The 21,465-nt window shown below is 40.8% G+C and carries 19 protein-coding genes and 1 tRNA gene; 1 reads left to right on the plus strand and 19 read right to left on the minus strand.

The annotated features are described in order from the left end of the window. Nucleotide 1: 1 nt before the first annotated feature. From BMX26_RS00565 to BMX26_RS00580, 4 genes are all read right to left on the minus strand, one after another. Nucleotides 2-74 (minus strand) — tRNA-Lys (locus tag BMX26_RS00565). 120 nt (nucleotides 75-194) lie between these two features. Then, nucleotides 195-752 carry an ECF transporter S component gene (locus tag BMX26_RS00570; RefSeq protein ID WP_075529534.1) on the minus strand — a complete coding sequence of 186 codons (558 nt, stop codon included), beginning with the start codon at nucleotides 750-752 and terminating at the stop codon, nucleotides 195-197. Nucleotides 753-764: 12 nt separating this feature from the next. Beyond that, complete coding sequence (locus tag BMX26_RS00575; RefSeq protein ID WP_075529535.1) at nucleotides 765-1,604, minus strand: bifunctional hydroxymethylpyrimidine kinase/phosphomethylpyrimidine kinase; 840 nt, start codon at nucleotides 1,602-1,604, stop codon at nucleotides 765-767. Nucleotides 1,605-1,764: 160 nt separating this feature from the next. Further along, complete coding sequence (locus BMX26_RS00580; RefSeq protein WP_075529536.1) at nucleotides 1,765-3,000, minus strand: NupC/NupG family nucleoside CNT transporter; 1,236 nt, start codon at nucleotides 2,998-3,000, stop codon at nucleotides 1,765-1,767. A gap of 633 nt (nucleotides 3,001-3,633) precedes the next feature. On the opposite strand from BMX26_RS00580, the gene BMX26_RS00585 reads away from it, so the two are divergent. Continuing rightward, on the plus strand, nucleotides 3,634-4,116 hold the full coding sequence (locus tag BMX26_RS00585; protein WP_075529537.1) for an acyl-CoA thioesterase: 483 nt from the start codon (nucleotides 3,634-3,636) through the stop codon (nucleotides 4,114-4,116). A gap of 31 nt (nucleotides 4,117-4,147) precedes the next feature. Here BMX26_RS00585 and BMX26_RS09845 read toward each other — a convergent pair whose 3' ends face one another. The 15 genes from BMX26_RS09845 to BMX26_RS00655 all read right to left on the minus strand — a co-directional run bounded on the left by BMX26_RS09845 (nucleotide 4,148) and on the right by BMX26_RS00655 (nucleotide 21,251). Continuing rightward, complete coding sequence (locus tag BMX26_RS09845; protein ID WP_412771378.1) at nucleotides 4,148-4,270, minus strand: hypothetical protein; 123 nt, start codon at nucleotides 4,268-4,270, stop codon at nucleotides 4,148-4,150. 237 nt (nucleotides 4,271-4,507) lie between these two features. Continuing rightward, nucleotides 4,508-5,332, minus strand: coding sequence for a pyruvate formate-lyase-activating protein (gene pflA / locus BMX26_RS00590; RefSeq protein WP_075529538.1), 825 nt, complete (start codon nucleotides 5,330-5,332; stop codon nucleotides 4,508-4,510). Between the two features lie 39 nt (nucleotides 5,333-5,371). Then, nucleotides 5,372-7,636: a formate C-acetyltransferase gene (gene pflB, locus BMX26_RS00595; RefSeq protein ID WP_075529539.1), complete on the minus strand. Its 2,265-nt coding sequence runs from the start codon at nucleotides 7,634-7,636 to the stop codon at nucleotides 5,372-5,374. Between the two features lie 375 nt (nucleotides 7,637-8,011). Further along, nucleotides 8,012-9,241: an ABC transporter permease gene (locus tag BMX26_RS00600; RefSeq protein WP_075529540.1), complete on the minus strand. Its 1,230-nt coding sequence runs from the start codon at nucleotides 9,239-9,241 to the stop codon at nucleotides 8,012-8,014. Next, entirely contained in the window at nucleotides 9,238-9,924 is a 687-nt protein-coding gene (locus BMX26_RS00605) for an ABC transporter ATP-binding protein (protein ID WP_075529634.1), read from the minus strand. Before BMX26_RS00605 ends, BMX26_RS00600 begins: the two co-directional genes overlap by 4 nt. A 1-nt stretch (nucleotide 9,925) precedes the next feature. After that, the gene (locus BMX26_RS00610) at nucleotides 9,926-10,987 is read right to left on the minus strand and encodes an efflux RND transporter periplasmic adaptor subunit (protein WP_082272409.1); all 1,062 of its coding nucleotides are present in this window, start codon (nucleotides 10,985-10,987) and stop codon (nucleotides 9,926-9,928) included. A gap of 187 nt (nucleotides 10,988-11,174) precedes the next feature. Next, a complete protein-coding gene (locus BMX26_RS00615) occupies nucleotides 11,175-12,473 on the minus strand; it encodes an adenylosuccinate synthase (protein WP_075529541.1) in 1,299 nt (432 codons plus the stop codon). 200 nt (nucleotides 12,474-12,673) lie between these two features. Continuing rightward, a complete protein-coding gene (locus tag BMX26_RS00620; RefSeq protein WP_075529542.1) occupies nucleotides 12,674-12,979 on the minus strand; it encodes a hypothetical protein in 306 nt (101 codons plus the stop codon). An 89-nt stretch (nucleotides 12,980-13,068) separates the two neighbouring features. Then, nucleotides 13,069-13,386 (minus strand): hypothetical protein, encoded by a 318-nt coding sequence (locus BMX26_RS00625; protein ID WP_075529543.1) that lies wholly within the window; start codon nucleotides 13,384-13,386, stop codon nucleotides 13,069-13,071. 389 nt (nucleotides 13,387-13,775) lie between these two features. Next, complete coding sequence (asnB, locus tag BMX26_RS00630) at nucleotides 13,776-15,362, minus strand: asparagine synthase B (protein ID WP_075529544.1); 1,587 nt, start codon at nucleotides 15,360-15,362, stop codon at nucleotides 13,776-13,778. Between the two features lie 371 nt (nucleotides 15,363-15,733). Further along, nucleotides 15,734-15,925: a hypothetical protein gene (locus tag BMX26_RS00635; RefSeq protein ID WP_075529545.1), complete on the minus strand. Its 192-nt coding sequence runs from the start codon at nucleotides 15,923-15,925 to the stop codon at nucleotides 15,734-15,736. A gap of 3 nt (nucleotides 15,926-15,928) precedes the next feature. Further along, nucleotides 15,929-17,317 (minus strand): replicative DNA helicase, encoded by a 1,389-nt coding sequence (gene dnaB, locus BMX26_RS00640; protein ID WP_075529546.1) that lies wholly within the window; start codon nucleotides 17,315-17,317, stop codon nucleotides 15,929-15,931. A gap of 21 nt (nucleotides 17,318-17,338) precedes the next feature. Beyond that, complete coding sequence (rplI, locus tag BMX26_RS00645; protein ID WP_075529547.1) at nucleotides 17,339-17,788, minus strand: 50S ribosomal protein L9; 450 nt, start codon at nucleotides 17,786-17,788, stop codon at nucleotides 17,339-17,341. 344 nt (nucleotides 17,789-18,132) lie between these two features. Continuing rightward, the gene (locus tag BMX26_RS00650) at nucleotides 18,133-20,106 is read right to left on the minus strand and encodes a DHH family phosphoesterase (RefSeq protein WP_143454834.1); all 1,974 of its coding nucleotides are present in this window, start codon (nucleotides 20,104-20,106) and stop codon (nucleotides 18,133-18,135) included. A 146-nt stretch (nucleotides 20,107-20,252) separates the two neighbouring features. Continuing rightward, a complete protein-coding gene (locus tag BMX26_RS00655; protein ID WP_075529549.1) occupies nucleotides 20,253-21,251 on the minus strand; it encodes a DUF1002 domain-containing protein in 999 nt (332 codons plus the stop codon). Nucleotides 21,252-21,465 lie beyond the last annotated feature (214 nt).

The raw sequence follows: 21,465 nt of genomic DNA on the forward strand, positions 1-21,465 counted from the left end.
ATGGGTGGTCAGGGGATCGAACCCTGGACCCACGGATTAAGAGTCCGTTGCTCTGCCAGCTGAGCTAACCACCCATATGTTACCTAAGCAACATAAGTAATTATAGCGAATCTCAATTTACTTTGCAAGCTTTTTTTATAAAAAAATATTGCGACTACCACACAATAATCGCAATATCGAAAAGATTTAGTTGTTTATCGCTTCTGCTTTTGAGCCAAATTGAAAATTGATTTAACAAAGAAATACAAAATGGGAGTACAAATTGCTGTTGAGCAGGAGTTGATTGCTGTAGCCGGCAAGCTGAAAAAAGAGGCAACCAGCGCTGTTTTTATTGCCGTTCCAGCCATTAAAGCTTCCACAATCGACGTGGCGTAAGATGTAAAAATCTTCGTAACCCCTGCAGCAATAGACAAGATAACGATATTTCTTTTGCTGTCGTTATACTTGAATGCTTTGAAAAGTCCGGAAATTATCAAAGCGACAACCACGACTTCGAGCATTGTCAACCAACTGACACTTGCATATCCATTTAAAATATCAAATCCGCCTAAGCCAATCATCCCCGCTAACATGCCATTGCGACAGCCTAAAAAAAGAATCGCAACGGCGGTTAATGTGTTGCCAAAGTGGATAAAAGGTTTTCCGACCAGCGCAGGGACCGGAATCCTTAAAACCCAAATGCCAAGATAAATAATCGCCGCAAATAGACCTGTTAAAATAACAGCTCGCAAGGAATTTTGTTGTTCTCTCATGATGCTTCCCCCTTAAACAAGCTTCAATTTTTGTAATAAAGCAGGAATTGCTGCCCCGTAGTCTGGTCCCAGCCTTTGATCATGCGGCTGTTTGGTCTTTAAAATCGCAGTTGAGACAAAATCCATCGCTGTTTGCTCAGCAAACGCCAAGTCATGCCCTAAAATCAAAGCGGCAAAAAGCACCGATGCAAAGATATCTCCTGTTCCAAAATAAGTCCCAGCTAATTTTGGTTTATGATCGAGCCAGAGTCTGCCATTTTGGTCGCAGCAGGCAATTGAAATTTTTTGTGGTTCAATTTCAACGCCAGTCAAAACAACAGTTTCCAGTTCAAATCTATCTTGTATTTTAGCGGCCAAAGCTAACAGTTCTGCTGCATCTCGTGGAGAAGTAGTCAAAGGCTCACCAAGTAAAAGTTTAGCCTCTGTTAAATTTGGAGTTGCAATGTTTGCTTTGGCTAACAAGGCCTGCATTTTAGCGACATATTCCATGTCAAAACCACGATACAAGCGGCCATGATCTCCCATAACAGGATCCACTAATAGCCGTGTTTTCGCATCTGTTACCAGGTTAAGGTCCGTTTGCAAAACATCTAAAGCATTCGCGCCCAAATATCCCAGATAGACTGCCGAAAACTTCAAATCAAGCGTTTGCCAATGCTGGAGAATGCGAATCATTTCGTCAGCCAAATCTAAATACGTGTTGTTTCCAAAGCCGCCCGTGTGTGTCGACAAAACCGCTGTCGGCAGCACAGTAGGCTTAAGATTCACTGCACCAAACAAGGGCAAAGCACAGCTCATTGAAACTTGACCCGCACAAGACAAGTCCTGACTAATTAAAACATCAGCTCGCATCTGCAAACGACCCTCCTACTTGCAAAAATTCCACTATTATTAACAAGCTCAGAGCTAAGAGCTTGTAAGTATTATACCATGTTAAGCCCCTCTTTTTCAGTAGTGATTTTCAATTAATCCCTTACATTAAAAAAAGACTTGGACAAGCCAAGTCTTTTAACTACCAAGAAAAAACGCCGACCATCGCTGCTGAAAGCAAGGATACCAAAATTCCTGATAATAATAGGTATACTACATTTGCTGAAATCAAGTCCGTCTTTTCTTTGGTAACAATCCCTTTAAAGCAGCCAATAATCATCCCAATTGTTGAGAAATTGGCAAAGGAGGTCACAAACACGGTTAAAACCGCGCGGTAATGCTCATTGAACGCTTTAGTGGCAATTTTGCCCGTTACTTTGCCCATGACAACAAATTCATTTGTTACCAATTTTTCACCCATATATTGCGCAAATTGGAAGGCATCATGCACATTTAAGCCCATTAACCATGCAAAGGGGAACATGACAATCCCTAGCAAATGTTCCAAAGAAAGCCAAGGATGGATTAAACCTAAGCATTTATCCACTAAGGCTGCTAAAGCGACAAAGGCAATGACATTAGCTGCAATGATCAAAATCAAACGTCCCGCACCCAAAATGGAATCGCCTAAAAATGAAAAGAAAGGTTCTTTTTTGCCATCAGCTTCCACTAATTCAGGTTCGCTTTGGGCTGAACTGCCAATCGTAGCAATTACATCTTCTTCTGGTGCAACCTTATTAGGGTTTAACATTGCGGTGACAATCAAAGCATTAATCACATTGACCGGTACCGCAGTCAAAATATATTGGCTTGGCATCATTTGCGTATAAGAGCCGATAATGGAAGCTGTGACACAGCTCATTGACATCATCGCTAAAGTCAAATCCCGCTTGGCGCTGATTTGTTTTAACTGTAAAGAGGAAACCGCTAAAGCTTCAGTATTACCAAGAAACATCATTTCTACCGCAAAAAAAGATTCAAATTTAGGCTGGCGGGTAATAAATGACAACCCGCGTCCAATCCATTTAATAATCCACGGCAAAATACCAATGTAAGTCAAAATATCAAATAAGGGCACAATCATTAAAATAGGCAGCAAGACACTGACAAAAAAGTCCATTGATTTAACATTGACCATGCTGGGAAGTGCAAAAGCAATCCCTTGATATGACACTTGAACCAAAGCATTAAAGCCGGCCGCAGCTGCTTCAACTAGCATCCGTCCAACTGAAAAAGAAGTTAAGAACCAAGCTAAAAAAAGGTTCAAAAACGTCATAATTCCAATCGCACGCCAGTCAATAGCTTTGCGATCTTTAGATAAAAGCCATCCTAGAGCTAAGAAAACAATAATTCCAACGACATTAACTGTTAAATACACAACAGTGGTCTCCTTTCGTGTCTGCTTTCAACAGGCTAAACTTTTGATAGTATATCTAAAAAAAGCTATCTTAGCAAAAAATAAAAGGTTTTAAAAATGCGTTTATTCATCAACTAGTGTCGATTTAAAGTGCTATTAACTTTTAATTTTCGCAATAAAACGAACATTATCCTTTAGCTTGCCGGCTTAAGCGGGAATAAATACGAAAATTGCCAAAAAGTTATTTTTATTCTTGTAAGCGCTTGCTTTTTTTAAACTGAAAGTGTTATACTAAAGGTGTCAAAGGGGTTGAGAAATCCTAGCATGGAACGTGATTCCAAAAGCAAGACGGCTTTAAATGATACGAGTTGCGCTTGCGCTAGTAGTGAAACGACTATTCCTAAGCACAGCAAGATAGGGATAGCTTGAAGGTTAATTTTTTTAGAGGATTGTGGACTCCTTTCAATTACTATATCCAATTAATTCAGTTGGGGTATTGCCCATAATGTAAAAGAAGATCGTGAAAATAATTACCGTGGTAATGTAAGACCAGCTGCATTAATTGTTTTTCAAGGCGAAGCTAGGATTGTACTCCTAGCTTCGTTTTTTATTTACTAAAAACATGCTACAATAGCCTTTGAAAAGAGGGATAATTTGATAACATGCCAACAAACCAAAACTATTAGTGAACACCGTGTCATTAATGGTGACTTAAATGAACATGAAACCTTTTATGGCGGGCGGCTTTTAGCAATCTTAGACGGAGTCGCATCTATTCCCGCCACGAAACTGGCCCGGTGCCAAGTTGTCACGGCTAGTGTCGACCGCGTCAATTTTTTACAACCCTTTGCCTTAAACGATGCTTTAAAAATCGAATGCTATGTTTCTGGAGTGGGCAACCGGTCAATCGAGGTCTTTGCCAAAGTCATTGGCGAACATTTGCTGACTGGCCAACGTTTCTTAGGGGCAACCGCCTTTTTGACCTTTGTCGTCTTAGACCATGAGCGAATCTTACCAGCTGTTACTCCGCAAACCGCCGAAGAAAAGGCCGTTTGTCAAGGTTTTGCTCAGCGTCGCCTGCAAAATAAACAAAAACTTGAACTTCAAAAAGAACTGTTAACACAGTTAGATATCTAAAAAAATAACCGAGCCTAAGCTCGGTTATTTTTTATTTAGCATCTTTTTGGGCGACTTTCATCAATAAGCGGATAGCATCTTCATAAGAACAGTTCTGTTCTTTCATCACATGTTGAATTAAATCATTAGTTGATGTCTTAGCCGAAATTGTCATAAAAAATTGCCCCTTCCCTATATAACGATCATATCCGAAATACGAACTTATGTTCCAATATTTCTATCACTTTTATATTTTAGCGCGTCATCTATAAAAATAAAAGCCCTAATTTTGCATACTTTTTATGCATATAACACCAATTGCCTTAGCCAAAGGTTTGAGAGCAATTAAAAAATTTTTTACCTAAAAAAATATACAAAAATCGCACCGGACGTCTCCGATGCGATCATTTTTTTAGTTAGTTTTCATGCCTGGTTTCCAGGTTAAATATCCTTGATAATCAGCGCAATGCAACAGTTTTTCAGCATTTGCGACCCGCTCCGGTGTTGGCGGTTCAACCCCTTCCAAGCGGTAAGGAATTCCCATTTCACGATATTTGTGAACCCCCATTGTGTGGTATGGAAGTACCTCAAATTTCATGACATTTGTCAAATGTGTTTTGACAAAATCACCTAATTCCGTCAAGTAATTGTCAAAATCAGTCTGAGTCGGAATTAAAACATGCCGAATCCAAACTGGTTTTCCAATATCAGACAAATACTGACACAAGTCTAAAATATTGTCGTTGCTAAAACCGGTTAGCTTCTTATGCTCAATCGAATTGATATGCTTAATATCAACCAGCAAAATATCAGTTACTTCAAGCAATTTGTTGAATAAACTAAACCATGGTTCTTGGCGGGTAAAAGGCTGCCCGCAAGTATCCAGGCAAGTACTGATGCCTAATTTCTTGCATTTGGTAAATAAATCAAGTGCAAATTCTGGCTGCAGGAGAATTTCGCCTCCGGATAGCGTAATCCCGCCTTGCTCACCCCAAAAGGCTTTATAAGGCAAAGCCTGTTTCAAAACTTCATCAGCAGTCATCTTCGTGCCAACATTCTTCTTCCAAGTGTCTGGATTATGACAGAACTTGCAACGCATATTGCACCCTTGCATAAAGACGACGAATCTAATGCCGGGGCCATCAACGGCACCAAATGTTTCAATTGAGTGCACATAGCCCAAAACCTCGCCTTTTTCATTGGTTGGTACTGGTTTTAAATAGGTATTTTCCATCATCGTCTCCCGCCGCCTTTACTAACAAAATCTAATTACTTTTTACATACGTTCATGGAAAGTTCTTGAGATAACGTCATCTTGTTGTTCCTTAGTCAAATCTGCGAAGTATACGCAGTAGCCGGAAACACGAATCGTCAAAGTTGGGTACTTTTCAGGATGCTTTTGAGCATCAAGTAATGTATCACGGTTGAAGACGTTAATGTTCAAGTGGTGACCTTTATTCTTCATATAGCCGCTTATCATGTGAACAAGCGTATTTTCACTGGTTACTTCATCATGTCCCAAAGTCGTTGGTGTTACCGCAAAGGTATTAGAAATACCATCAGTAGCATACTTATAAGGAATCTTGGCAACAGAAAGAAGTGAAGCTAAAGCACCATTTTCTTCAGCACCGTATGCTGGGTTAGCACCTGGTGAGAATGGTTGGCCCTTTTGACGACCATTTGGTGTTGTACCTGTATTCTTACCATAAACAACATTTGAAGTAATGGTCAAAACAGATGTGGAAAGCTTGGATCCTCTGTAGAGGTGGTGCTTATTCATTTTGGTGTAGAGTTGTTTTACCAACCAAACAGCAATTTCATCAGCACGGTCATCATTGTTGCCGTAACGTGGGAAGTCGTTGTCAGCTTTGAAATCTACGGCCAAGCCGTTTTCATCGCGGATAACCTTAACATGGCCATACTTGATAGCTGAAATAGAATCAGCAGCAACGGATAAACCTGAAATGCCTGTTGCAAAAGTACGGTTGAGCATGGTGTTCTTAAGGGCAAGCTGGGCTGATTCATAGTAGTACTTGTCATGCATGTAATGGATAGCATTCAAAGCGTTGACATAAACATCAGCTACCCATTCCAACATGTCATCGAATTTCTTCATAAATTCATCGTAGTCAATGTATTCTGAAGTAATTGGTGCATAAGCTGGGCCGCATTGCAGCTTCGTCATTTCATCAACACCACCGTTGATAGCATACAAAACCGTCTTGGCTAAGTTAGCACGAGCACCGAAGAATTGTACCCCGTCAGCAATCGGCTGTGCAGATACACAGCAGGCAATGCCATAGTAATCTGTGCCCCATGTCTTCATCATTAATTCGTCATTTTCATATTGAATAGTTGAACTCTTGATAGAAACACTGGCAGCATAGGTCTTGAATGATTCTGGCAAGTTGTCAGACCAAAGCACAGTGATATTTGGTTCTGGAGCAGCCCCCATGTTGTGCAAAGTATTCAAGAAACGATATGAAGTCTTTGTCACGTGGTGACGGCCATCCATACCCATACCAGCTAAGGAAAGTGTAGCCCAAATTGGGTTACCGGAGAATAAAGAGTTGTATTCTGGTGTCCGGATGAAGGTTACCATGCGAAGTTTCATTGTGAATTGGTCGATTAATTCTTGAGCTTCTTTTTCAGTCAAGATACCACGTTCCAAGTCACGTTCAACATAAATATCAATGAAGCTGTCAATCCGGCCAATGGACATTGCAGCCCCGTTTTGTTGCTTAATAGCTGCTAAATAACCAAAGTAGAGCCATTGAATAGCTTCTTGAGCATTAGTTGCAGGATAAGAAATATCATAGCCGTATGAAGCAGCCATCTTCTTCATATCCTTCAAAGCACGAATTTGGTCGGAAATTTCTTCACGGGTGCGGATAACTTCATCAGTCATTTCTCCATCACCGCAGTTCTTGAAGTCTGCTTGCTTGGCTGCAATCAAACGGTCAATCCCATAAAGAGCAATACGTGGGAAGTCAGCCACAATCCGGCCACGACCATAAGCATCTGGCAAACCGGTAATAATCTTGTTGTGGCGTGCCCGGCGAATTTCATCAGTATAAACATCAAAGACACCTTGGTTGTGGGTCTTGTGAAGTTCAGTAAAGATTCGTTCTGTTTCAGGATCAAGCTTAAAGCCATTAGATTCCAAAGCATCCTTAGCCATGCGGATACCACCATATGGCATCAAAGCTTTCTTCAATGGCTTGTCAGTTTGTAAACCGACGATTTTTTCTAAGTCTTTGTCTAAGTAGCCAGGAGCATGTGAAGTAATTGTTGATACAACCTTTGTATCAGCATCCAAAACGCCACCAGCTTCACGTTCTTTGAGCTTCAAGTCCACAAGCTTGTCGTTCAATTTCGTTGTTGCTTCGGTAGGTCCTTCCAAGAAAGAAGCATCACCGTCGTAAGGAGTAAAGTTTTGTTGGATAAAATCGCGAACGTCAATTTCTTCTTGCCATTCGCCGCCCTTAAAGCCGTCCCAAGCTGTTGTCACAGCTTCTTTAACACTATCTGTCTGAAGCATATTTAAATTCCTCCCTAGATGTTAAATCTTTATTGAATTGACTAAAACAACGTTATAACGTTTTAGCGCTTACATTGCTTTCGTTTAAACAATGTTATCGCTTTCATGAATATAATATAAAAAATTTGCGTTAAATACAAGTACTTTGCCTATTTTTTTCCAAACTTTAGGCAAATATTAATTTTCATTACTAGAACAACAATCATCCCCAGTTAAGGATGCCTTTATCTTATTACATTTATAAAAATTAATCTACAATCAAGTCTCAGCTTTAGCAATCTTTTTATAAAATATACAAATTCTTATGAAAAAACGCATTTTTATAAAAATTTAATCCAAACAAAAAACGTATGGTTGGCACCATACGTTCAGCTTTTATTTTAAAATATCAACCAAGTTCTTCTTGGCAGCCTGCCGGGCTGGCAAAATGCCAAAAATCAAGCCTACACCAGCCGAAACGCCAAAGGAGATCATAAAGGCCTTCAAAGAAATATGCGCTTTAATCGTAATTCCTGTAACCATCGCCTGCGAAAGCAATGGTGTAATCAAGTGTGACAACAAGCCTCCGAAAATAAAACCTATCATCCCGCCAAAGACGGTCAGCATCATTGCTTCAATCAGGAATTGCCACATGATATTTTGCTGGCTGGCCCCCACAGCTAAACGAATCCCGATTTCTTGCGTCCGTTCCGATACCGAGATATACATCATATTCATAACGCCAATACCGGCGATAAATAAAGAAATCCCCGCTACAAAGGCAATTACACCCGTAAAGATATCAATCGTGGCGTTAAATTGTTTCAACATCTGCTCCATATTATCATATTCATAGCTGCCGTTATTTTTAGCAGAACCATGCTTATTCAAATATTTTTTAATTTTAGTGGCCAGCTTGGCTGCTTGTTTGGCACTAACGTCCATTTTGACTTTTAAGCTATTGCCGCTAGTCATTTCTTTGCCACCATAGTAAACTGCTTTAGCCAAAATGATATCGGCTCCGTATTTATCAATACTGCCGCTTTCATCATAAAAGTCATGCTGCCGATAAACACCGACAACTTGATAATTACGGTGGTCAATATTCACCGCAGTGCCTAAAGCTTTGTAGGCGCTGTGGTATTGTCTTTTAGCCAACGCTTCACTGATTAGCGCCTGGTGATCACCACCTAACAAGACCGTCCGATCAAATTTTTTGCCGCACACCAGCTTAGCTTGAGCGCTATTTTTATTAATTAAAGAAACCGCATATGTCCCTTGTTTTTCGCCAACAGTTCCACTTAGATTTAAATCGTCCGTTTCATGCGCTAAATAAGCTTTTTTGACCTGAGGAAACATGGTTTCGACTTTGGCCACATCTTCTTGCGTAAAGCCGTCCATCGCACTTTCTTCACCTGTTGTATAATAAATTTTTGCTGTTTGATATTTTTCAGTGGAGTCATGTGCAAATTTATCATACATCGTCTTTTTGACACCATCGCCAATCCCCAAAATGGTCACCACTGAAGCAATCCCAATAGCAATCCCGATAATGGTCAAAAAGCTGCGCTTACGGTTAATTTTTAAAGATTCAAAGGCGGTAATTAGTAATTCTTCAACTCTCATTTAGCCACCCTGCCTTTACTATCCGCGATAATCCGGCCGTCTAAAATTTCAATGGTGCGTTTGCAAGCCTTGGCAATCCGCGGATCATGGGTCACCATTAAAATCGTCGTTCCTTCTGCATTTAATTTTTTAAATAATTCCATGATATCGCGGCTATTTTGACTATCTAAAGCCCCTGTCGGCTCATCCGCAATCAAAAAGCTGGGATGGCTGACAATAGCCCGCGCAATCGCCACCCTTTGCTGCTGGCCGCCGGACATATTTTGCGGTAGTGCTTTTTCATAACCGGCCAGTCCTACCTTCTTTAAAGCTGCTAAAATCGCCGATTCGATTTCGTTGCGTTTTTTACCAGCATATAGCAGTGGTAAAGCTACGTTAGCATAAACTGACAGCCCGCGAATCAGTTTAAAATTTTGAAAGACAAAACCAACATCTTGATTGCGCAAAAAAGCCAAATCCTTAGCCTTCAAATCTTGAATCGGCTGCTCTTTAAATAAGTATTCACCGCTAAAATCAGTGTCTAAAAAGCCGATAATATTAATCAATGTCGACTTTCCTGAACCCGATTCGCCAATGATAGCAGTCAATTCGCCCATTTTTACTTCTAAATCAATGTCATGCAGCACATGATACGCAGTGTCACCTTGACCATAGCTTTTATTCAGCTTTTTTAGTTCAATCAAATTATTCAATGTGATCACCGCTCTTCAAGTTGCCGTCAGGATTAGTGACAATCGTTTCACCAGCTTTGAGGCCATCGGTTACAATGCAAAATCCATCTTCAAAGCGTCCAAAAACAGCGCGCTTTTTGGCTTTGCCATCTTTAACAACATAAACGTAAGATGAGCGCACAGCTGCCTTGGGAATTGCCACGCCAGCTTGACTGATTTCGACTTTGACCGTTTGGCCATTAATGAACTGGCTGGAATTAAGGTTAGCATTGAGGGTATATTTGGTCGTATTACCATTAGTACTGTCAGGAACTTTGGATAAATAAGAAACGGATGTTTCCTGCTTATTTTTAGTAGCAATCGCCGTAACTGTCAATTTTGTCCCCACTGGCACCTTGTTATAGTCATATTCAGAAATTTCCATGTTAAGCTGTAAATTATCGGAATAAACCGTAATCGCCGGACTGTCAGCATGTTCATTATTAACAACCACAATTCCGGCATAAGGGGCTTTAGCTGATTGATAAACTTTATTTTGAGCTGTATTAAGCTTATTTTGTGCTTCAGAGACGTCATCAACAGCCTCGTTATAGCTGCTCTTGGCTTCAGTAACCTGGCTTTTCAGCTCACTATAATCATCGTCGTCGCTGTCAGCTTGACTAAGCGCACTTTGCGCTTGACTCAAAGTGCTGCTGGCCGTTGAAACCTGCTTTTGCGCTTTAGCTAACGTATCTTTTAATTCGGATACTTCATCGGCCGCACTTTCATTGTAAACAGTCGCTACAACTTGTCCTTGACTGACATGGCTTCCTGTTTTAACAGCAATACTTTGCACCGTACCGCTGGGTAAAGCTACAATCTGCTTACTGGCCGCCGTTACTTTACCACTCATCGTTAATGGCGTCCGCTTTCTAACCATCATCGTCCTATATTGATTTTCCTTGGCCTGCGCCTTTTTTTGCTGCTGTTTACCAATGATCCCTGCAATCGCCACAATAATTACTACAACCGCAAGCCCTAAAATAATCAGCCTTTTCTTCCCTATTTTCTGTAGTTTTCCCTTTATTTGATTCACTTTAACAAACTCCATTCCCTAGTTAAATTTTTCTACATTATGATTATAGCTCACAGTAATATTATATTCAATATAATATTGAATATAAAAAAAGAGGATGTTTTCGCAAAATCCTCTTTTAATTGTATTTAATTTTGATACTTTTTAAGATTTTACTTAGGCAAAAACAGCTATTATCTCTGCTTAGCTAGATTTGAGACCACACATTTTCCAAGACATTTGTTTGTTTGCGGTCAGGGCCGACTGAGAATGTTGAAACTTTCACGCCAACCAAATCTTGAATGCGGTGGATATAATTTCGAGCATTTTCTGGCAAATCTTCCAATGTCTTGCAAGAAGTAATATCTTCTTTCCAGCCTGGCATCGTTTCGTAAATCGGCTTGCAAGCTTCTAATTCTTTCAAACTAGCAGGATAATGATAGATTTTTTCACCATTGAGTTCGTAGGCAGTGCAAATTTTAATTTCATCTAACCCTGTCAAAACGTCCACACAGTTCAAGCACAGGTTAGTCAAGCCAGAAACCCGCTTGGAGTGGCGCATAACCACGGAATCAAACCAGCCGATACGGCGCGGACGCTTCGTAACTGTCCCGTATTCATGACCGGCTTCGCGAATAAAATCACCAATTTCATTATCAAGTTCAGTTGGGAAAGGCCCATCGCCGACACGAGAAGTATAAGCCTTGCAAGCACCAACAACCTTATTAATTTTAGCTGGACCAACCCCTGAACCAATGGTTACCCCACCAGCAACCGGGTTAGATGACGTCACAAATGGATAGGTACCTTGGTCAATATCAAGCATATTGCCTTGCGCACCTTCGAATAACACCCGTTTGCCGGCATCCAAAGCATCGTTTAATACTACTGAAGTATCCGTCACATATTTTTTGATTTCTTGCCCGTATTCATAATATTCATCAAAAATATCTTCAAACTTAAGTTCAGGACCTTCGTAATCGTACATTTTTTTGAATAAACGGTTCTTAGCTTCAACGTTGCTCTTTAATTTTTCAGCAAAGGTATCTTTTTCAAGCAAGTCAGCCACACGAATTCCGACACGACCGGCCTTATCCATGTAGCAAGGCCCGATACCCTTGTTTGTCGTCCCAATCTTATTGTCTTTTTTAGCTTTTTCTTGCAAACCATCCAAAATAATATGGTATGGCAAAATAACATGCGCCCGATCAGAAATCCGCAAATTATCAGTTGTAACCCCATTTTCATGTAAATAGCGCAATTCTTCAACCAATGACTTAGGGTTAAGCACCACGCCGTTACCGATGACACAAATCTTATCAGAGTAAAAAATACCTGAAGGAATCAACCGTAATTTGAATGTTTGATCATTAAAAACGATGGTGTGGCCTGCGTTATCACCACCTTGGTAACGTGCAATCACTTCTGCGTTTTGGCTTAAAAAGTCAGTAATCTTTCCTTTGCCTTCATCGCCCCATTGGCTGCCTACAACTACAACTGATGACATATTATCCACCTCATATTTTCTTAGATGTTTTAAGCAAGTCTTTTTGCTTAATTAACCGTGATAATTGTAACAATAAACATTTGCTTTTTCAAGTAAATTCCGAATGTTATTTAGTTTTGATACACTTTTTGTTTTTTTAGGCGAACATTTAGGCTAAATCAGCCTTCTACCCGCCCATACAAAAACTTTTCGTACGGATTTTATTCAATAATCCAAGGGTCGTAGCGCTTGAAAGGCAAAAGTGTTTTCGTCCGTGATAAAATTTCCATCTGTTTTAGAATCTGGGCAGCATCATCACCAATGGTGCATTTTTGTTCTACAATTAGCCGATAAATCGCCGTCACCATTTTTTCCATAATAATTTGCGGTGCTATCTGCCGGTCTTCCAACTCTTTTTTGCCATAAGCAATTATTTGCGCCATTTTTTTATTTTTAGGCTGATAGGTCATCTCAAAAGCTGCTACATATTCGTTAGCCAAACGGGCTACTTCTTTGCGTGATTTCATTTTAATTCCTCCTTTCAACCAGGTAAGTAAGCCCTTTTATTATAACGTATTTAGCCTCATTCTGCATATTTCCCTGGAAATATTTAGCATCACTCTTCGGCGCCGAATTCTGTTTCAGCAACAGCCAATTCTAATTCTTCCAGCAGATTATGATTGTCAAAATAAGTCATCCAAGCTTCAGGCGTGTGATGCTGACTCGGAATAGCCCGCTCTATTTGTGCTTGAATATTGTCGATAAATTGTGCCACATATTTCTCACTTTGCCGCCTAATCTGCGCATCGTTATACCGTTTAGCCGGCTGTCTTTGCTCATTTTTATCTTCCAAGTAGGCAATCACTTTTGTCTTAAAATTGGCTAAAATAGTGGAATTTTCATCTAAATAAGCTGCTAATTCATGGGTATTCATCTCAAAACCTTCTTTATTTTATTTCACACCCATTATACAAACAAATGTTCGTTTTGTCTACAAAAAAATAAGCAGTAATTACTGCTTACTTTCTTTGAAGGCTGTGTAGTTGGGCAAAGCCTAAGCATTCGCCAAAGCAACCTGGTTTTAGTCGGGCTTTTCTTGGCAGACTTCTAGAGCTAAGACCCTTACCCCTTGGGGCTTTGCAGCCCACGGCGGGTTCAGGGCACTTAGCTTACGAAGTCTAACCGCCAAGAAGAGCACCCTGTTCTTAGTCGGGCAAATCTTCGCAGGCTTCTAGTGACAATAACCTGTCTCTTGGGAGCTTTCAGCTCCACTGCGAGCCAGGCTACTTGTCATACGAAGCCTAACCGCTCGGTTTTGCACCCTTATTTTCCACTGTCACCGTAGTTTTTTAATACTCTGGCACTAGGGTCATCAACATCACAATTTTCCCACGTCTTGTTTGGCATCCAATAATCTTTAATCCACTTGGCCTTGCCCGGGTAAAATTCTTCAAAGATTTCCCGATATAGCAAAGATTCCTTGGTAAAAGGAGCATGGTGGTAGCCATATTTGTCCTGAGCTTTAGCCAAATCAGCATCCGTATACTTTGTTTCAGCATAAGCTTTCAAATCATCAACCAGCGAATGACCCACGGCATCACTGAAGGCAGCCTTTTCCCGCATTAAAATATCTTCCGGCAGATAGCCTTGATTGGCAAAAGCTTGCCGCAATAAGTATTTGCCTTTACCCCATTTGTTCATTTTCAATTCAGGATCAATAGACATCACATATTTGACAAAATCAAGGTCGGCAAAAGGTACCCGGCCTTCTAAAGAATTAGCTGAAATACAGCGGTCAGCTCTTAAAACATCATACATATAAAGTTCCCGCACCCGCTTCATTGATTCTTTTTGAAATTCTTCCGCGTTAGGGGCAAAGTCAGTATATTTATAACCAAAAAGTTCATCTGAACATTCACCGGTTAAAATTACCTTTAAATCAGTATTTTCATGAATTTTTTGGCATAAAAGATACATCCCGACAGACGCTCTGATGGTTGTAATGTCCCAGGTTTCAAGCGTATAGATGACCTGGCGCAAAGCAGCTAAAACCTCTGCCCTGGTCATAATGAATTCCGTGTGGTCTGTTCCTAAATATTCTGCTACTTCCCTAGCATATTTTAAATCAATCGGATTTTGATCCATCCCAATCGCAAAGGTCTTGAGCTTTTTTTGCGGCATCAATTTGGCAGCAATGGAGCAAACTAAGGACGAATCAAGTCCGCCTGACAACAAATATCCGACCGGAGCATCCGCATGCAGCCTTTTTTTCACCCCGGCAATCAATAACTCTCTAATCTTAGTTTCAGCTTCTTGTGGCGTCGGCAATTTCATCCGCGCTACCATGGCCGGATCATCATAGCAGACAAATTTTTCACCATCATAGTAATGTCCCGGCGGGAAAGGATAAATGTGTTTGCATGTCTCCATCAAGGCTTTGGCTGTAGAAGCAAAAGATAAGTGTCCTGCTTCATTATAGCCGTAAAACATTGGTCTAATCCCAATTGGATCACGTCCAGCCACTACTTTTTGACTTTGTTCATCATACAAAACAAAAGCAAATTCAGCATCCAGTAACTTGCACATGGTATCTAAACCATACTTGCGGTACAAAGGAATCAAACATTCACAATCACTGCCGCTCTTAAAAGAGTAGCCAGCTAAGTTTTGTTCTAGTTGGCGATAATTATAAATTTCCCCATTGCAAACCAAAGTACAGTCTAAGGCTGAAAAAGGTTGCATGCCCTTGGCGCTTAAATCCATGATAGCTAAGCGGTTAAAGCCGAATACAGCCTTTTTGACCGCCAAAGTCGCTTGCATATCCGGTCCACGATCAACCGTTTTTTCCAAAGCTTCATCAAAAACTTTAACTTCAAAATCTTCTTTGGCGACGACGACAAATCCACACATATAAATTATCTCCTTTCGGACAAAAAAAGCCTTCCGCCCTTGCTTAATGCAAGGGACGAAAGGCTTTTTCCGCGGTACCACCCTAATTACCCGCGTTTATCAGCGGATCAGCTTATGGGATGCTGCACAAGTGCAATATTCCACCGGCTGTAACGTGCCGGACACGTCTAAGTCTACTCTGGCAAAAGCCATTTGGGTTAGCAACAGGGAGAGTGTTATTCAATAAAGCAGGGTCGACCGGATTTGCACTGGCACCGATTCACTGTACGAATATCTTTACCTACTCGTCTCTCTCATCGTTTTATTATCTTGTGATAAATTTTAAGCCATCCGCTCTTATTTTTCAAGCTTTTTTTTAATTTTTTGTCATATTAGCGATGATTACTCCGCCACATCAAATACCATTTATACAGCAAAACACAGACAATGTAATAAACAATCCCCATCAACAATAATTTAATCGAAAAACTATTACCTTGTAAGATTGAAATAACAGTTAATGTAATCAGTAAAGCCACCAAGGCGATGGCATGGATCATCAATTCTACTTTGGTAAATTTCATGTTTTAGCCTCCTTGAAACGCTTCTGGTGCAATACTGGTAAATTTATTGTGCGATTTAATAAACATCAAGTGAACTGTTCCCCGCGCACCCGCACGGTTCTTTTCTAAAATAAGTTCAACTTCACTGTGATCTTCTTCGGCCTGTTTTGCTTCAGCATTATCATCATCAGAATCGGTATCATGCTCATAATAGTCATCCCGATACAAGAAAGCAACAATATCGGCATCCTGTTCAATCGAACCTGATTCACGAATATCTGACAGCATCGGTCTTTTATCCTGTCTTTGTTCCACTCCACGTGACAGCTGGGATAAAGCAATTACAGGAATCGACAATTCTTTTGATAATTTCTTTAACTGCCGTGAAATATCCGACACTTCTTGTTGGCGACTTTCCTTATTAGAGCCTTCAATCAACTGCAGGTAATCAACTACGACGAGGCCTAAATTTTTATTTTCCTTGGCCAACCGCCGGCATTTGGCTCTGATTTCAGACATTTTAATCCCCGGCGTATCGTCAATATAAATCTGCGTTTTTGATAAAGCTTCAACGGCTTCGTACAACCGATCCCATTCGTTGTCGTCAAGGTTGCCATCCCGCAGATGGTCTGCACGAATGCCCCCCCGCGCACAAATCATCCGGTTAACCAGCGATTCAGCACTCATTTCCAAAGAAAAAATCGCCACCGAAACATTTTGCGTAATGGCCACATTAGCCGCAATATTCAAGGCAAAAGCCGTTTTACCAACCGCTGGCCGCGCTGCTAAAATAATCAAATTATCCGGCTGCAAGCCTGAAGTCATTTTATCCAAGGTATTAAATCCCGTCGGCAGACCCGTAATCTCTTCTTTGCGCCCCTGGAGCTCAAAGACATGATTATACGCTTCATTAACAACATCCCGAATTTCTTTGAAACCGGCCTGATTTTGATGTTCCGAAACATCCATAATCTGGCGTTCGGCTTCATCTAGGATATTATCAACTTCATCATCAGGGTTTTGCGCCTTATTGATGATATTGGACGCCGTTTGAATCAAACGCCGCAATTGCGCTTTTTCCGAAACAATTTTAGCGTAATATCCGGCATTGCGCGCTGACGGAACTGCCGCAGCCAATTCAGCCAAATAGGCAATTCCACCCGCATCATCCAGCTGATTTTTCGTCTCCAGGATGGACTTCATGGTCAAAACATCGACCGGCTTATCATCTTCGTACAAATCAAGCATGGCCTGGAAAAGTATTTGATGCTGTCTTAAATAAAAATCACCAGCTTCAACATATTCCATCGCATCTGCCAAGGCATTGCCGTTCAAAAAAACGGCCCCTAGTACTGCGCGCTCGGCATTTTGATCATTGGGTGGCATGGTGCCAGCCAACATTTCGTTATCCAAAGCGTTCATCCTTTCTTGCTTTTATTGTTCTGAGATATGTACCCTAATCTTAGCTGTCACATCATTATGCAATTTAACCGGTACATTAACATAACCCATTGAACGGATTGGTCCGGCTAATTCCATCTTGCGCTTATCAATTTTAAGGCCAAATTGAGCTTTCATAGCTTGTGAAATTTGTTTTGATGTAATTGAACCGAATAAACGGCCATCACTACCAGCTTTAGCCTTTAATTCAACCACATAATCGCCTGATTCCAATTTTTCCTTCAAAACTTTTGCTTCAGCTAATTCTTCTGCTTCTTTCTTAGCCTCAGCCCGTTTTTGTCCCTTAAGTTCGCTCATAGCTTGAGCATTGGCTTGTTTAGCTTTGCCAGCCTTAATTAAAAAATTGGCATAGCCGTCTGCCATATCTTTAACTTCACCGCGCTTACCTTTTCCTCTAACATCTTGTGTAAAAATAACTTTCATTGTAAATCCTCCCGTTAAATTTATTATTTATTCTAAATCCGTTCGCATAAATCTAGACCTAAGCTGTATCCGTTTGGAATACCGGCGTATGACCAATCGCCAAAGCACCCTGGTTTAGTCAGGCTTTTCTTGGCAAGCTCCTAGAGCTAAGACCCTTAACCCTTGGGGCTTTACAGCCCACGGCGGGTTCAGGGCACTTAGCTTACGAAGCTTAACCACCAAGAAAAGCACCCTGATTTTAGTCGGGCAAAACTTCGCAGGCTTCTAGTGACAAGGAACTACTCCTCGGGGGCTTGACAGCCCCGCTTCGTCGCAGTCCAGCTTGTCATACGAAGCCTAAGCGCTCAGTTTTGCACCCTGATTTTTTCCATCAGGTCATCATGGATAGCAGCAATCGTTTGATTTTTAATCTGCGTAGCAGCATTAGACAAGTGTCCGCCGCCACCCATCTGTTCCATAATAACTTGGACATTAACGTCACCATTACTCCGTGCGGAAATGCCAACCAGTTCTTCTTTTCTTTGCGTAATTACATAAGAAGCCTTAACCCCGGAAACACCTAACAAGGAATCAGCAACTTGCGCCGCCAAGACGGGATCATACAGCCTTCCCTCTTCGCCACAGCAAATGGCATTTCCGTGATCATCAAATTCGGTTCGAGCTACCAAGTGGCTGCGCTGCATATAACTTGAAACACTTTCCTTCATAAAATGCCGCGCCATTCCCAAATCAGCCCCTACAGATCGCAGGTAGCTAGCAGCATCAAACGTCCGCGTCCCTGTCCGCAGTGAAAATGATTTAGTATCAATAATAATCCCCGTCAACATCGCTGTAGCTTCAATCTTATTGACTGGCTCATTATTGTCCTTAGCCTGGTATTCAAACATTTCCGTAATTAATTCACAAGTTGAGCTGGCATAAGGCTCGATGTAAACCAAAATCGGATTGTCGGGAAATTCTTCTCCCCGCCGGTGATGGTCGATAACCATGACCCGATTCTGCAGCTTTTGATACAACTCCGGCGCCACCGAAATCGATGGCTTCGAATGGTCGCACATAATCAGCAGGCTATTTTTTTGCGCCTTTTCCAAAGCATCCTTTGGCGAAATAATCGCCCCCTTAATTGCTGGATACTGATTCAATTCCTTAATGAGCCTTTTTACATCAGAATGCAGATTCGTATCATCCAACACTATCCAACAGGACTTATTATTCATCGCCGCAATCCGCCTTAACCCTAGGCAAGCTCCCAATGAATCCATATCAGGATAAGCATGTCCCATGACAAAAACCTGGTCAGCTTGCGCCATAAGTTCATTTAACGCTTGCGAAATCATCCGCGCTCTTACCCTTGTACGCTTCTCCATCGGATTGGTCTTGCCGCCATAAAAACGCGCCTGCCCAGAAATTTCCCGTACAACAGCTTGATCTCCACCGCGTCCTAAAGCCAAATCCAAATTATTTTGCGACAAGCGGGCTAATTCAGCTAAATCATCGCCGCCATAGGCAATTCCCACACTCAAGGTTAACGGCGAATTGCGATTGGACGTCCGCTCGCGAATTACATCCAAAATTTTAAATTTTTCTTTTTCCAGCCGTGCTAACGATCCTGTATACGTCAAAATGAAGAAGTGATCATCATCAACCCGCTTGATGAACATTTCAAAATCACGCGCCCAATCGTCCAACGTATTGGTAATAAAACTATTCAAATTCGATAAATCTTTATCATTCATTACCTTCGTAACTTCATCGTAATTATCTAGGAAAATTTGTCCTAAAACAATCCGTGAATCTTCATAATGTTTTTGAATAGCAGCATAATAAGACACATCCATCATAAATAGCGCCTTAATATCTTTTTGAACCAGCAAACTATATGTTTTGCCATGCAAAACAACTTCTGTCGCCTTCTTTTGATTGCGGCAGTTAGCTACAGCATCTGACAAATCAGGATCAATCTCGTTTAGTGTATGTCCCAGCGAATCTTTGCGCTCAAAATATTGCTTCATGCGCGGATTGTACCATTCAATTTTGGCATTATCATCATAAAATAAAATCCCAATCGGCATTTTAAGCATCGCATCTTCTTCACCACGCTTCATCCGATATGAGAGGTTAGAAATATATTCATTAGTATCCGTATTAACTTGTTCTAGGCGCCGGTAAGCTAAAATTAGCACAATAATCACCAAAACCAGCATAATTAACCCAAATAATGGATTTAAAAATAAAGCATACAAAACACTAATGAAGGCTAAGGCAACCAAAATCAGTGCCAATTGCCGTAAATGTGCATTTTCAATGAAATCAGGCATCAAACCTTTTTTATTATCATTTTTCAAAATATCAACCCCAAAAAAGTTGCTTTTAAATTATGCTCTTACCGTACAATTTTACCACATCTTTAAGTAATTTATTAAAAAAAAGAGGCTACGCTTATGCAGCCTCCTTAATCTTATTCTTATTCAAATAAACTTTGCACCCAGGAAACAAATTGCTGCCACAAACTCTTTGCTTGGCTAGCAGCTTCTTTTCCTTCTTTGGAACTAGCCAGACTTTTGGCCTTGGACATCAAATTGCCAACAGAATTTTTCACATTTGAAATCGTGTTGCCGACGTTTTTGACATAGCTCTTGCTGGATGAAATCGGTGAATTTTGGAAACTTACCAAGGCATTCGTAATCTGACCAATGCTGGTAGATGATGTCTGGTCCTTAATCCCTTGTTTTTCCAAAGCTTTGTTCAACATATCCTGGATGTCTTGCTTGGTTGCCAATTGCTCATTATCCTGCTTCATTTGGGCCAATTCCTTAGAAACATTACCGATAGCTGCCATTAATTTACCTGGATAAGATGAATCATCTTTATTATCATCAATGGCGCTTTGGGTTGCACTCAGCATTTGGTTGGCAGTTGTTGTATTTTGCGTATTTAAATTAGCTCCGTCAGCTGCTAAAGCCTTATACACCCCTGTTAACGCTGATGAACCAGAAACAGCACGATTGGCTGTTACTGTAATTGTCACATCAGTTACCCCGGCCATTTGGGCTACCATCGCGTACTGTTGTGCCGTTACCTCAGTAATATTGTTGGATCCATCATAATTTTTGATGTTAACTTTCACGCCTGATCCAGGATCGCCTGGTGTAATCGAAACAGAACTAATCATGGCTGCATCAGTTGTATTGGTGTTCGCTTCAATATATTGACTATAATCAGCTGCAGTAGCTGTTAATTTTTTAAAAGTCGAATCAGCATTGAAAATATCATCTAATTTAGAACGAACATCCGAACTGGTTCCGGCGCCGTAAACAATATATGAAGAAGATAAAGTATGTGTGGTTGAACTGGAACTAGAAGCACTGGTGCTGCTATCAGTAGTATCAGCTAAAGCCGTAGCTGCGCTAAAAAGCACGAGTATTACAGCTAAAAAACTTAAAACGCCTTTTTTGAAATTCATTTTGCGTCCTCTTTTCTATAACATTTATCCGACCATCATTATAACATGGACACTTTTTTTTAAATCCAAAAAATTCTTAAATTAAGCTTAAGCTCGCCGGTGTAAGTGGTCTCAAAACACAAAATATAGTGACCATGTCTACAGATAAACACAATATATTGTATTTCCCCCTTGAAATCAGTCCGCTGACCCGATATAATATTTTCTGTTGTTA

Origin of the sequence: Ligilactobacillus sp. WC1T17, assembly GCA_900110005.1 — a bacterium.
Taxonomy (GTDB): Bacteria; Bacillota; Bacilli; order Lactobacillales; family Lactobacillaceae; genus Ligilactobacillus; species Ligilactobacillus ruminis_A.